14 protein-coding genes are annotated in these 13,366 nt (G+C 59.1%); all 14 read left to right on the top strand.

Annotation, left to right across the window (positions count from 1 at the left end; genetic code table 11):
* The first annotated feature begins 407 nt into the window (after positions 1-407).
* Entirely contained in the window at positions 408-776 is a 369-nt protein-coding gene (gene tnpA / locus ACP7E6_RS24570; RefSeq protein WP_426232314.1) for an IS66-like element accessory protein TnpA, read from the top strand.
* Complete coding sequence (gene tnpB / locus ACP7E6_RS24565) at positions 773-1,120, top strand: IS66 family insertion sequence element accessory protein TnpB (RefSeq protein ID WP_056533973.1); 348 nt, start codon at positions 773-775, stop codon at positions 1,118-1,120. Before tnpA ends, tnpB begins: the two co-directional genes overlap by 4 nt.
* A gap of 63 nt (positions 1,121-1,183) precedes the next feature.
* Positions 1,184-2,806 (top strand): IS66 family transposase, encoded by a 1,623-nt coding sequence (gene tnpC, locus ACP7E6_RS24560; RefSeq protein ID WP_426232313.1) that lies wholly within the window; start codon positions 1,184-1,186, stop codon positions 2,804-2,806.
* Positions 2,806-3,102 (top strand): hypothetical protein, encoded by a 297-nt coding sequence (locus ACP7E6_RS24555; RefSeq protein ID WP_426232388.1) that lies wholly within the window; start codon positions 2,806-2,808, stop codon positions 3,100-3,102. The genes tnpC and ACP7E6_RS24555 overlap by 1 nt, the downstream gene beginning before the upstream one ends.
* A gap of 885 nt (positions 3,103-3,987) precedes the next feature.
* Positions 3,988-4,338 carry a hypothetical protein gene (locus ACP7E6_RS24550; protein ID WP_426232312.1) on the top strand — a complete coding sequence of 117 codons (351 nt, stop codon included), beginning with the start codon at positions 3,988-3,990 and terminating at the stop codon, positions 4,336-4,338.
* A 314-nt stretch (positions 4,339-4,652) separates the two neighbouring features.
* The gene (locus ACP7E6_RS24545; RefSeq protein ID WP_426232311.1) at positions 4,653-4,937 is read left to right on the top strand and encodes an acylphosphatase; all 285 of its coding nucleotides are present in this window, start codon (positions 4,653-4,655) and stop codon (positions 4,935-4,937) included.
* 160 nt (positions 4,938-5,097) lie between these two features.
* Entirely contained in the window at positions 5,098-5,751 is a 654-nt protein-coding gene (locus ACP7E6_RS24540) for a Rieske 2Fe-2S domain-containing protein (protein WP_426232310.1), read from the top strand.
* Entirely contained in the window at positions 5,748-6,590 is an 843-nt protein-coding gene (locus ACP7E6_RS24535; protein WP_426232309.1) for an aromatic ring-hydroxylating dioxygenase subunit alpha, read from the top strand. Before ACP7E6_RS24540 ends, ACP7E6_RS24535 begins: the two co-directional genes overlap by 4 nt.
* Complete coding sequence (locus ACP7E6_RS24530) at positions 6,587-7,246, top strand: glutathione S-transferase family protein (RefSeq protein ID WP_426232308.1); 660 nt, start codon at positions 6,587-6,589, stop codon at positions 7,244-7,246. The genes ACP7E6_RS24535 and ACP7E6_RS24530 overlap by 4 nt, the downstream gene beginning before the upstream one ends.
* Before the next feature lies 1 nt (position 7,247).
* Positions 7,248-8,627 (top strand): amidohydrolase, encoded by a 1,380-nt coding sequence (locus tag ACP7E6_RS24525; protein ID WP_426232307.1) that lies wholly within the window; start codon positions 7,248-7,250, stop codon positions 8,625-8,627.
* A gap of 25 nt (positions 8,628-8,652) precedes the next feature.
* Positions 8,653-9,750 (top strand): BMP family ABC transporter substrate-binding protein, encoded by a 1,098-nt coding sequence (locus ACP7E6_RS24520; protein WP_426232306.1) that lies wholly within the window; start codon positions 8,653-8,655, stop codon positions 9,748-9,750.
* A gap of 3 nt (positions 9,751-9,753) precedes the next feature.
* Positions 9,754-11,277, top strand: coding sequence for an ABC transporter ATP-binding protein (locus ACP7E6_RS24515; protein WP_426232305.1), 1,524 nt, complete (start codon positions 9,754-9,756; stop codon positions 11,275-11,277).
* Positions 11,274-12,386: an ABC transporter permease gene (locus ACP7E6_RS24510; RefSeq protein WP_426232304.1), complete on the top strand. Its 1,113-nt coding sequence runs from the start codon at positions 11,274-11,276 to the stop codon at positions 12,384-12,386. The genes ACP7E6_RS24515 and ACP7E6_RS24510 overlap by 4 nt, the downstream gene beginning before the upstream one ends.
* Complete coding sequence (locus ACP7E6_RS24505) at positions 12,383-13,294, top strand: ABC transporter permease (RefSeq protein WP_426232303.1); 912 nt, start codon at positions 12,383-12,385, stop codon at positions 13,292-13,294. The genes ACP7E6_RS24510 and ACP7E6_RS24505 overlap by 4 nt, the downstream gene beginning before the upstream one ends.
* Positions 13,295-13,366: the final 72 nt, after the last annotated feature.

Raw genomic sequence — 13,366 nt, 5'->3', positions numbered from 1 at the left:
AAAGTTCCGAAACACTGGAAAGTCGCATGGTTAGGGCGTTTGTTTGACAACGACAAGCGAGGGCGAGGGTGTCAGGTCGGGCGGATCATGTTCGATCGCCAGGAGACTTAGCGCGCAAGCGACCAGCGCCCCAATGAACATCCAACCGTACGGCATTTGTGAATCCTCCAAACGCAGTTGGCGAGCATCACAGCCCGTGGCGGTTACCACCGGTTTAACCAACATGGAAAACGCCGATCACTTTGGGGCGGCCAAGTCGGAGTGGAGTGGCCTGGCACCTCGCTTTGCGTAGCCAAACGGGTCTCAGCGTAACCGCCCGATTGGCACCGCCTGCCGCATAGCGCCTTGATGGCCTAAGACACGTGTTTAGCGACGTCGTTAGCGACGTGTCTTATGCGGGGATTGCGATGCGGGTTGAAATTCTTGGGCAAGAGCGGCGGCGTCGATGGCGCGACGATGAGAAGCTCGCGATTGCCATGTCGGTTGGGGATGGTGGAGCGACGATCACAGAGGTTGCCCATCGGCACCATATTACGCGGCAGCAGATCTATGCCTGGCGTAGCGAGTTGAAGAAGAAGGGGCTGCTCTCCGGGTCTTCGAATGCATTGTTCATGCCCGTCGATATGAAAGCGGTGCAAGTGGATGTCGCTGATGACCGGGAAAGGTGCTCCGGGATGGTCGAGCTGCGATTGAGCTGTGGCCGCACCCTTCGCTTTGGCAGTTCGGTCGATACGGCGGCGCTGACGCAGCTCATCCGGGCGGTGGAAGCAGCATGATCGGGCCTGGGACCGGCGTTCGGGTCTATCTTGCGTGCGGTATCACGGACATGCGCAAAGGAATAGAAGGCTTGGCTGCGCTTGCGCAGGATGTCTTGCGTCAGAAGCCGACGGGCGGTGCGGTCTTCGCCTTTCGGGGCAAACGAGGCGATCGTTTAAAGCTGCTGTATTTTGATGGCCAAGGCTTCTGCCTGTATTACAAGATTTTGCAGAAAGGTCGTTTCCCGTGGCCTTCAGCGTCAGACGGGACAGCGCGACTGACGTCGGCGCAACTGGCGATGTTGTGGGAAGGGATCGATTGGCGTCGTCCTGATTGGGGTGCTCCACCGGCCCGTGTCGGGTGATTTTATCCCTCTGAATCTGCTCGTTTTTATGGCAATTTCTCCTGACTTATGGTAGTCAGGATCATGTCAAACGCAACGACAAATCTTCCTGATGATCCAGCCTTTCTCAAGGCAATGATAATCGCGTTGCAGGCAGAAAACGCGAAGATGTCGGCGACGTTGCAAGCGCACGACCAGTTGATCCAAACCCTGCGGCTGCGCATCGCCAAGCTGAAGAAGCAGGTCTTCGGCAAGTCGTCCGAAAAGATCGAGCGTGAAATCGAGCAGTTGGAACTGGCGCTTGAGGATCTGTTGATCGCCGCTGCTGAGGGCAATACGGCCCCGATCCATGAAACCGATGAGACGGCGTCTGTTGTGCCCCTGGCGGATGCGTCGGAAAAGATCATGCGCCGGCGCCCACGCGTGTCCGACAAGGCGGTTCGCGAGCGCCGAGAACTCGATCCTGGCTCCTGCTGCCCGGAATGCGGAGGTGAGTTGCGTCTTGTCGGTGAGGACACAAGCGAAATCCTCGACATGATTGCAGCGCAGATGAAGGTGATCGAAGTCGCCCGGTTGAAGAAGTCCTGTCGGTGCTGCGAGAAGATGGTGCAGGTGGCAGCGCCCAGCCGCCCGATCCCTGGCAGCATGGCCGGCGCTGGCCTCCTCGCGTACATTCTGGTCTCGAAGTTCCATGACCATTTGCCACTGTACCGGCTGAACGAGATCTTCGCCCGCATGGGCGCCGACATTCCCGACAGCACGATGGTTGATTGGTGCGGTCGCGCCATGCAGGTGCTTCAGCCTCTTATTGAACGGATCGGAGCTGCGATCATGGCAAGTGATCTCCTTCATGCGGACGATACCCCGATCCGGGTGTTGGATCGCTCGCTGCGAGACAAAGGGCTGGGTAAAGGCGTGAAGAAGGGCAGAATTTGGACGTATGTCCGCGATCAGCGTCCATGGGCAGGCAGTTCCCCGCCGGGTGCAGTCTACTATTTTGCTCCTGACTGGAAGGAAGAGCACGTCCACCGCCACCTCAAGCAATCAAGCGGCATCCTTCAGGCTGACGGCTACAAAGGATATGGCAAGCTGTACTCGCCTGGAGAAAAGGGAGAATCTCGCTTCAAGGAAGCCGCCTGCTGGGCGCATTGGCGACGTGACTTCCACGATATCTGGACATCGAACAAATCCGAGATCGCGCGAGAGGCTCTCGATCGTATCGGAGCGCTTTACGACATCGAGCGAGGCATCAACGGCCAGCCTCCCGAGATCCGCCTTGCCGCGCGTCAAACGCAGAGCAAGCCCAAGGCTGAAGCATTCCGCCACTGGGCTGAAGCTCAACTAACGCGCATTCCGGGCAAGGGCGATCTGGCGGCAGCTTTCCGCTACGGATTGAGCCGATGGTCCTCGCTCTGCCTGTTCCTCGAAGACGGCCGTGTCGCGATCGACAACAATGCCGCCGAGCGGGCTCTGCGTCCAATAGGCGTTGGAAGGCGCAACTGGCTATTCGCGGGAGCCGACACCGGGGCGGAGACTTTGGCGCGGGCCATGACGATCATCGAGACAGCCAAGATGAATGGTCTTGATCCGCAGGCATATCTGGCTGACGTGCTCGATCGCATCCACGATCACAAGATCAACAGGTTAGACGAATTGCTTCCATGGAACTGGTCGGCGATCACCACAACCGACGCAAAGGCAGCCTGATGGCGACAGTCACCTACGTCCGTACGATCAAATTTGTTGCCGAAATTCTCGAAGAGGACCCGGAGCTTCTTCAGGCAATCGTCTCCAACGATGATAATCTGAGCTACGGCAGCATCATCTCCGTCTACACCGGAGACGACGAATACGTCACCGCACTGACAGACGACGGCATGGACGAATTGGAGCAGATGCTCAAAGACGCCCGCCGCTCACCCCAAGAATGGAACAACTTCCTCGACAGCTTTGTTGACGACGAGCTCCTCGTCACTCGCATCAAAGCGAAATCTACGCGGTAGCAATCGGGCGGTTACGTCTCAGCGGTGGATATCAAATTATCTTTGCCCTACTGAAGAGTATGCTCAGCTACCACGCCGGAAACTGCCCATCACGTCGCCAAGGTCGACTGTTTCTCTTTCGCAACTTGGCGACAGAAAATATTTACGGCCACTGCGAGGAATGTGAATGGGGATTCATCACCCCTGGTATCTCTCGTCAGTTGAGGTCATTCACCCGACGGGAGAAGTTCCGATCCGGCGCGTGTTAGCGGCCGATGCAAATCATCGGGTCGGGTCGGACAACTGCGAATTGCGCATTATAACCCTCCATGAAAAACCGGCAAGAACGCGTTGCCAGCCTTCATGTTATCGATCCCAGCCAGCCGCAGCTCCATGACGTTTGAATGTGCGGTTCATCCGCTTAACCAGGCCGTTGGCCTGGCTGGCAGATACAGCGCCAGCGCTCCAAAGTAGGAGAACGCACTTTTCGAATTACAAAGCGAACTCAATAGTTCACGTCGCGTTTAGCCTAACCGCCTGACCCGTCGGCGCCGGTTACTTGAGTTGCCGCAGTCCGGTAATGGCAAGCGGGTCAGTGGTCGCCCCCGGCGGCTGGCCTTGGCGCAAAAGAGCGATGATCTCGAACGGAAAACGGGCATGCCTCCACGGTGCGGGTTTGTGGAAGTCGCTCCGGTGTGTAGAGGGAGCCTGTTTGTCGCAGACTGCGATAGCCTTGTTGAAGCCAGTCCCGACTGACCTCGAGATAACGTGATCGCGCCTGAGTGAACTGTGCGCCAGTTATATTTGGGTGAACACCCGGCCATTGCGTCTGACGCTGGAACAATTAGCCTTGAGAAATGTTATCTTTCCGATTAACCAAGCGTCGTCGACGCCGGAGGAGATAAAATGAAAAATATGCTTTATATAGCTGGCCTTGCGCTAGCGCTGGGTGTGGCTGGCGTAAGTGCTCCATTTTCGGCAGCGGACGCCCAAGACCTTGAGCTTAATATCGGCCCGGATGGGATAAATCCCGTGATCCGAGACCGCAACAGAGATCGCGATCGCGACGGTCAGCGTGTCGACCGTCGAAGAGATCGCTGTGGTGAGCGGGAAGCCCGTGCTGCGGCTCGCGATTCCGGCCTTCGGGATCCCGAGGTCGTGCGCGTCACCGACCGTCGTGTCGTGGTCCAGGGTATGACCCGTCGCGGCCCGGATCGCATTACCTTCGCTAACACACGCGGATGCCCCGAGATCTGATCAAGTACCAATTTTAATTTAAGGGGCCGTGCCTGCGTTCAGGCGCGGCTTTGTTGCGTAGATGGGTCGGCCTTCTGGTAAAGTGTTGTTTGAAAGCCGGCGACAGCTTCTGGACCCACCCCATACTTGTTGCGTCCTGCCGGCGATTGTATGCCCAGCAAACTTTGGGAAAGAGAAGCTGTTCTAAGGAATTAGATCCAACTTCAATTCGCCGGACAATCGAGCCCTGCCCAATTCGGAATCGGATTTCCCCTATTCCCAGCTTCGCTTCGTCGGTATGTTGGGAAACAGGCAAGCGGAATTTGGGGCGTGTTATGAAAGAGCAGCACTACGATCCCTTAGAGGGGCGCTTCCGGGAACAGATCGTTATCATTGGCGATCTACAGGCGTCTTCATTCGTTCCCTGGATCCGGCGCCATGCCGCAAAGCTAGGGCTTTCGCAGACAATAACCCATGTCAGTGCGGAGCGCATTGAGCTTGAAGTCGAGGGGGCGCGAGAGCTGCTAGACATGATGGAAATAGGCTGCTCTCTCGGCCCGATCGACGTTTGGGTCGAAGCAATCGAGCGTCGGGAGATCGCTGCGCGAACGGCTAACTGACACGCGAGTTTAACTCCACATACAACCTTTGCACTTTATTTGTTCATTATTGCCAATGCGAAATTTTTATGCAAACGTAACGGTCGCTGGAGAAAGGCCGCGCGTCAAATTGCGCGAACATAATCTGGCTACTTATTGATTTCGTTCAGAGAGTTTAGCCATGCATTCCGACACGACGGGCTCGTGGACGCCAGTCGCCCTTTCCGCAGATTTGCCGGTTGGAACCGTAATGCCGGTGCATACAGCCGCCGGATCCATTGCCCTCTGGCGGAGCGCCTCCGGGCACACGGCCGCCACCGATGATCGGTGCCCCCATCGCGGCATGCGCCTGTCCCATGGTTTTGTGCGCGGCGAAGCTCTTTCCTGCATCTACCACGGCTGGAGCTATGCGCAGGCGGGAAACTGTCTTCGCATCCCGGCGCATCCGGGATTGGTACCGCCGGAGACAATCCGGGCGGCAACGCACCCTGTTGAAGAATCCGATGGAATAATTTGGGTTGCCACCGGCAAACCTGAGGCTGGGCCTCCTCGGTTTGAAGGCCTCATTCCCCTGCGTTCGCTAACAGTGGCTGCGAGCTTCGCCACAATAGAAGCCGCAGCGGCAGCGGAGGTTAGCCCGGAGGGGCTCGTGGAGATTACCCTGGGGGCTGCTCTAATCGTTCTACTGCTGTCTGCGCAGGATGAGGGTAAGACACTGATCCATGTGCTTCTCAAGGCAGTTTCTGATCCGGCAGCAGGCATTGCCGCTTCACGCACTGTCGAAAGCCTGCGCCGTAAGGCTGAGAATCTTCAAAAAGAGGGGATCGCCCCATGACCGTGCAGGCAATGACCGACGAATGGTTTCCGGTCGGGCTCTTCAGCCAGCTTGATGAGGCAGGGCGCCAGACTGCCTTGATGGGCGAGCCAATCACGGTTGGACGCGACGCGGAAGGAAACGCCAGGGTAATTGCCGGCGGCCGCACCCTTCCGGTGCGCGTTCGCTACGGGCATGTCTGGTCGTCACTTGGCGAACCGAAGAAGGAACTTTTTCCAATTCCCGAGGCCGATCAGCCGGGCCGCCGTTTTGTCGATGTCGGCGTGGTCCGCGTGCGCTGCTCTCCCTTGCGCGCCGTTGAGAACTTCCTCGATATCGCGCATTTTCCGTTCGTGCACACCGATATCCTCGGCGCCGAGCCCCATACGGAAGTCCAAAATTACAAGGTCGAGATCCGGGAGGATGTTGACGAGGTCTGGGCAACACAGGTGAAATTTTACCAGCCCCAGGCAGCCAAGTCGGCAAGCGGCGGCATCACCACGGAATATATGTACCGTGTGCCCGCGCCTACCTGCTCGGTACTATACAAGACATGCCCGCCGCGCCCCAGCGAATGGGATGTCATCACGCTCTTCGTTCAGCCGCTTGCTGAAGACCTCTGCGACGTGTGGCCATGGATGGCGCTATTTGATGACACGACTTCCCTGACCGATCTGATCCACTTCCAGCAGACGATCTTCCTGCAGGACCGGTCGATCCTGGAAAACCAGATCCCCCGTCTCCTGCCGCTTGATCCTGGCATGGAAATCCCGACGCGTGCCGATTTGACCTCGGTCGCCTACCGCCGCTGGCTCAAACGCCACAATTATACCTATGGCGCACAGCTGGTGGCACAATGAAGCTCTACGATTATATCCTTTCGCCCAGCTGCTACAAGGTACGCTTGATGGCGGCGCTTGCCGGCGTGAAGCTCGATATCCGCCCGGTCGATTTCCATCCCGGTGCTGAACACAAGGGCACCCAACTCCTCGCGCTCAATCCGGCAGGCTCAATTCCGATCCTCGAAGATGGCGATCTGCTGCTGACGGAATCCGCGGCCATCCTGGTCTATGTCGCGGCCAAGGCGGCACCCGAATGGTTGGGCAGCGCAAGTCCCGGCGAAGCCGCGCGGGTGCAGCAATGGCTATCGTTCTCGGGCCGGCTGACGGCAAGTCTGGGCGGCGCGCGGCTAACCGAAATGCTGCTGCGGCCGGGCGATATTGGTGCGCTGCAGACGCAAGGGGTTCTCGCTCTTCGCGAGTTGGAAGCGGCCCTTGTTGAGCAAAGGCTCCGCGGCATGCGCTTCCTTGCTGCTAGCCGGCCGACGATTGCCGACATTGCCTGCTTTCCCTATGTCGCACTGGCCCCCGACGGCGGCGTGTCACTTGATCCTTATCCCGCGATCCGCCTTTGGTCGCGCGCACTGCGTGGCCTCGATCGTTTCATCGAGATGCCCGGCATTCACCGGCTGCATGAACTGAGGCCCGAACCTTATATCGAACAGGGCGAGGCGTGAGATGACCGGCTACCTTCTCAAGAATTGCGCGGCCGTGATCGTCGACGAAGGCAAGGGGCCGGCAGTCCATCGCAATGTCGATCTCTTAACCAACGGCCCGGCCGTCCAGGCGATCAGCGAAAATCTCAGGCCAGAGACATTGCCCACTGGCACGGCGGTACAAGACGCCACCGGCTGGTTCGTCTATCCGGGGCTTGTGAACACGCACCACCATTTCTTCCAGTGCTTCGTGCGAAACCGCGCCGATCTCGACTGGACGAAGTTGTCAGTCATCGAATGGCTGGACCGCATCTATCCGATCTTTTCCCAGCTCAATGAGGAATGCTTCTACCACTCCTCCGTCACGGCGATGGCAGAACTGATCAAGCATGGCTGCACCACGGCCTTCGATCACCAGTATAATTTCCCCAGGCATGCCGGAAAACGGCTGATTGATCGCCAGTTCGAGGCGGCCGAGCTGCTCGGTATGCGCTTCCATGCCGGCCGGGGCGGCAATACTCTGCCAAAATCGGAAGGCTCCACCATTCCAGACGAAATGCTGGAGACGACGGATGAATTCATTGACGACTGCGCCCGTCTAATTGACACCTATCATGACACCGGTCTTTTCAGCATGCGCCAGGTTGCGGTAGCACCCTGCCAGCCGGTCAACTGCTACCGAGAGACTTTCGTCGAATCGGTGGCGCTGGCACGAGGCCGTGGCGTGATGATGCACACCCATGTTGGCGAGGGCGAGAGCCCGGTCATTCAGGGCCGTCACGGCATGCGCACCGTCGACTATCTCGAAGAGCTTGGTTTTGCGGGCCCCGATGCCTTCTATGCCCATTGCTGGGAACTGACCCATGACGAGCTGAGGTCGATGGCAGCCAGCGGCACCGGTGTTTCGCATTGCCCCGAGCCCGTCTATCTGGTCGGGGCCGAAGTCACCGATATACCCGCCATGTCGGCCTTTGGTCTGCGTGTTGGTCTGGGCTGCGACGGCACCGCTTCAAACGATAATTCAAACCTGATGCACTGTCTGCACTCGGCCTACATGCTCCAATGCCTCGTCTCATCGACCCGCGCCCATCCCGTGCCACCACCAGCCGATTTCTTGAGCTATGCAACGACCGGCGGTGCAAGCCTGCTCGGCCGGCGCGATATCGGCCGGCTTGCACCCGGCATGGCCGCCGACCTGTTTGCCATCGACACACGCCGCATGGACTATATCGGCACGCGGCATGATCCGCTGAGCCTGATCCCCCGCGTGGGCATCGGCATGGCAACCGACATGACGATGATCAATGGGCGAATTGTCTGGCAGAAGGGCGAATTCCCCGGGCTTGATGAAGCAAAACTGTTTGCCGACGCGGAGGCTGCACTAGCAACCGTGCAATTTTAAAAAATCAAAAAAGGGAACTATGACCATGAACAATCTGACCCGCAGAAACCTGATCAAGGCTGCAGCCGCAACCGGCCTTACCGGTGCGCTCGGCAGCCGCATCGCCTTTGCCGCCGATGAGCCGCTCGGCATCACGCTCGTCGTCCCTTCGCCGATCGGCGACGTCGGTTGGGGTCATGCGCTTGCCGCCGGACTTGACCCTATCAAGGCTGCGTATGGCGACAAGGTAAAGGTCACAATTCTGGAAAACATCGCCGAAGGACCAGATGCCGACCGCATCATGACCAAGACGGTTGCGGACGGCAACAAGTTCCTGATTGCTGGCTCGTTCGGTTATCAGAACGGCGCATTGCAGATCGCCCGCCGCGATCCGAGCGTCACCGTGCTGCATGCTTCCGGTTTCCAGGTTGCTCCGAACTTCTCGCCCTTCGCCGCCAAGTATTTCCAGGGCTCCTACCTGCTCGGAATGGCTGCGGCTGCGCTCAGCAAGACTGGCAAGCTCGGTTCCGTCTCCGCCTTTGCAATCCCGGAACTGATCACCACCATCAACGCCTTCACGCTCGGCGCGCAGGCGGTCAAGCCGGATATCGAGGTATCGGTGGTGTGGGTGAATTCGTGGTTCGATCCAGCCAAGGAGCAGGAAGCTGCCAAGGCGCTGATCGCTCAGAAATGCGACGTGATCTTTTCTAACGCCCAGGATACGCCTTCTGTCATCGCCGCCTGCGAGGAGGCCGGCGTCTATTCTTTCAATCTCAATTCGTCGATGAAGAAGTATGCCCCGAAAACCTATCTGGGCTGCATTTCGACCGACTGGTCGCCCTTCTTCAAGGCTTCTGTCGATGCGCACCTCGCCGGCGCCTTCAAGGGCGCCAATACCTTCCTCGGCGTCACTGAAAAGGTTGTCGAAGTCATCGACTGGAGCCCGGACGTTCCGGCCGACGTGATGACCAAGATCAAGGAGATCGAGGCGAAAATCGCCGACGGCAGCTTCTCGCCATTCACTGGGCCCATTACCAAGGCCGACGGAAGCGAAGGCTTGGCTGCCGGAGCGACCATGCCCGATACCGAAATCGTTGCATTGGACTGGCACGTCAAGGGCGTCACCACGCCACTGCCGAAATAGGCCATGAACATCCCGCTCCTGTCGCTCCGCGGCATTTCCAAGAGCTATGGCCAGATCCATGCCAACGAGGCAATCGACCTGAATGTGGCTTCGCAGTCGATCCATGCGATCCTCGGAGAAAACGGGGCGGGAAAATCGACGCTAATGAAACTGATCTACGGCGTCGAGCAACCTGACGACGGCGCCGTCATCTGGCAAGGACAGCCTGTGCACCTTGCCTCTCCTGCGGATGCGAGGCGCAGGGGCATCGGCATGGTGTTTCAGCACTTTTCGCTGTTTGAGACCCTGACCGTGGTGGAGAACATCAGGCTGGTTGTTCCCGGGCGCAAAACCGATCTCAAGGACCGCATCAAGGCACTTGGGCGGGAGTTCGGTCTCGACGTCGATCCGCTCGCCCATGTGCATGCGTTATCCGTCGGCGAGCGGCAGCGGGTGGAGATCATCCGCTGCCTGATGACCAATCCAAAACTGCTGATCCTGGATGAGCCCACCTCGGTGCTGCCGCCGCAACTGGTGGAAAAGCTCTTCGATACCCTGCGCCGATTGCGCGATGGCGGCGTTTCCATCCTGTTCATCTCCCACAAGCTGGAGGAAATCCGGGCGCTTTGTGACCGGGCGACGATCTTGCGTGGCGGACGGGTGACCGGCGATATCGATCCGCGCGAGCACGATGCCCATGACCTGGCCCGCATGATGATCGGCCGCGACATGCCGGCACCGATGCCGGCGCTGCCGCAGGCCGGCGGGCAAAAACAGCTCGAGATCATCGGTCTCGACCACACGCCCTCCGATCCTTTCGGTGTGCCGCTCTCGGGCATCAGCCTGGAGGTGCGGGCCGGCGAAATTCTGGGAATCGCTGGGATTTCCGGCAACGGCCAAAGTGAGCTTGCCGCTCTGATATCAGGCGAAACGCTGCTTGGGCGCGAACAGCGCGACCGGATCTACATGATGGGAAAGGACGTCGGCAGGCTCGATGCAGCAGCCCGCAGGAAACTCGGATTTGCCTTCGTTCCGGAGGACCGGCTTGGGCGCGGTGCCGTGCCGGAAATGTCGCTTGTGCTCAACAGCCTGCTGACAGCACATCCGCTCAAACTCCTGCGGCGCGGTCTTGTCGACCGGGCACGCGCGGCCGCGTTTACGGAAGATTGTATCCGTCAATACGATGTCCGCACGCCCGGCCCGGACGCGGAAGCAGGCAGCCTGTCCGGGGGCAATCTGCAAAAGTTCATCGTCGGGCGGGAGATAATGCTGTCGCCGAAGCTGCTATTTGTGGCGCAGCCGACCTGGGGCGTCGATATAGGCGCTGCGTCGGCGGTGCGAAGCCGGCTTGTGGCATTGCGCAATGAGGGCATGGCGATCCTCGTCATATCCGAAGAGCTCGAAGAGCTTTTCGAACTCTGTGATTCAATCCAGGTGTTGCATCACGGAGCGCTGAGCCCGCGGCTTGTTACTCGCGAGACCAAACCTGAGGACATCGGCCGGTACATGATCGGGGCGCAGCATTCCCCAGAGAAGGCGCACGCATGAGCGTTTTGTCCATGGCCTTCTTTCCCAGCTTCGTGCGCCGCGAGCGCGCCTCGCTGGCGGCGACCCTCCTTGCGCCTGTCGTCGCCCTGTTGGCCGCCATCATCCTCAATCTCGGACTTTACATGGTTATGGGCCGTGACCCGGTTGCGGTCGTCCATGCCATGCTGCTTGAGCCCTTCCTCTCTTGGGCATCATTTTCAGAAGTACTTTTGAAGGCAGGACCCCTCCTACTCATAGCCCAGGGTCTGGCGATCGGCTTTCGGGCCAAGGTCTTCAACATCGGTGCCGAGGGCCAGTTCATCCTTGGTGCGATCTTCGCCTCCGCCATTCCCGTCTGGTTTCCGCAGGCGACCGGCCAGTGGATCTGGCCGGCCATGCTGCTGCTCGGCGCCATCGGCGGCGCGCTCTGGGCGTCGATCACAGCCTTCTGGCGCGTCCGGCTGAATGCCAACGAAATCCTGGTGTCGCTGATGCTGAGCCTGGTTGCAGCCCAGCTGCTCAACTATCTGCTGCTCGGACCCTGGAAGGATCCAAACGGTTTTAATTTCCCGCAGTCGGTGATGTTCCAGTATGACGCGTTGGTGCCGACGCTGATTTCCGGCACGCGCGTCAATGTCTCGCTTCTCATTGCACTCGCGCTGTCGGTTGCGGCGTTTGTTTTCATGCAGAAGAGCTTTGCCGGGTACAAGCTGCAGGTCGGCGGGCTTGCACCGCGCGCTGCCGGCTATGCCGGCTTCAACGAGAATTGGGCAATCTGGCTTTCACTTTTGATCGGCGGCTTTGCTGCCGGACTTGCTGGCGCAGCCGAGGTCGCCGGACCGATCGGGCAGCTGCAACGCTCGATCTCTACCGGCTATGGCTACGCTGCGATCATCGTGGCCTATCTTGGCGGATTGCATCCGCTCGGCATAGTCGCGTCCGCCCTGGTCATGTCCGTCATCTATATCGGCGGTGACAATGCCATGGTCTCGGCCAACCTGCCGATCGCGGCCGTGCGCGTTTTCCAAGGTAGCCTTCTGCTGTCCTACCTCGTCGCCGTGGCCTTCGTGCGCTACCGGCTGGAGTGGCCGCAGGTCGCCAAAAAGACCGCCCAGCGGAGCCCATCATGAACGCCATCGAATTCATCATTTCCGGCATGCTTGCGGCGGCGACGCCGTTTCTTCTGGCGGCTCTCGGTGAACTCGTCGTCGAGCGCGCCGGTGTTCTCAACCTTGGTGTCGAAGGGCTTATGGCCTTTGGTGCCGTGCTTGCCTTCATTGTCGTCTATCACGGCGGCGGACATTTTCTTGGCTTTGTCGTTGCAGGTCTCGCAAGTGCTGGGCTTTCGCTTTTGTTTGCCATTGTCGCTCTCGGATTTCGGGCAAACCAGGTGGCGACTGGCCTGGCGATCGGAATTCTTGGCCAGGGCCTCTCAGCGCTTTTCGGAAAGACCTATGAAAGCCTGACGGTCAAGGCGCTGCCGAAGCTTGCCTTTCCCTGGTTGTCTGAGATCCCGGTGGTCGGCGGACTTTTCAACCAGGACATCATTGTGTGGATTTCGCTTGTGGCAACGTTCGGTCTATGGGCGATGTTCACCTACTCCAAACTCGGTCTGGTTGTCCGCGCCGTCGGCGAAAACCCCAAGGCTGCCCACGCAATTGGCTATTCGGTCATCACCGTTCGGGTCACCGCCATTCTATTCGGCGGCGCGATGGCGGGTTTTGCCGGCGCCTATGCCGCAACGATATACACACCGCTCTGGGCGGACGGGATGATTGCCGGCCGTGGGTGGATAGCCATTGCTCTTGTGGTTTTCGGCACCTGGCTTACCGGCCGCATCTTCCTTGGTGCCTGCCTTTTCGGCGCCGTCTCGCTGATGGGTCTCGCAGCTCAGGCAACAGGAATGGACGTATCCTCGCAGTTGCTGTCGAGTCTGCCCTACATCGTGACGATTATCGTGCTTGGCATTATCTCGGCAGACCGGCGCCTCTTGAAGCTGAACGGTGTCGCCTCGCTCGGCGAACCATTCGAGCGCTGACCGGACCTGAGCCAAAATCCGAACGAACACGCTTTGGCGCCGGATACCGTGTGGCGGCAGTGGTCGCGTGCA

The sequence above is a fragment of the Pararhizobium sp. DWP3-4 genome (assembly GCF_049898205.1).
In the GTDB taxonomy this organism is placed as follows: domain Bacteria; phylum Pseudomonadota; class Alphaproteobacteria; order Rhizobiales; family Rhizobiaceae; genus Pararhizobium.
The sequence above is the reverse complement of the archived record's forward strand: the minus strand, read 5'-3'. Positions and strand labels throughout refer to the sequence as shown.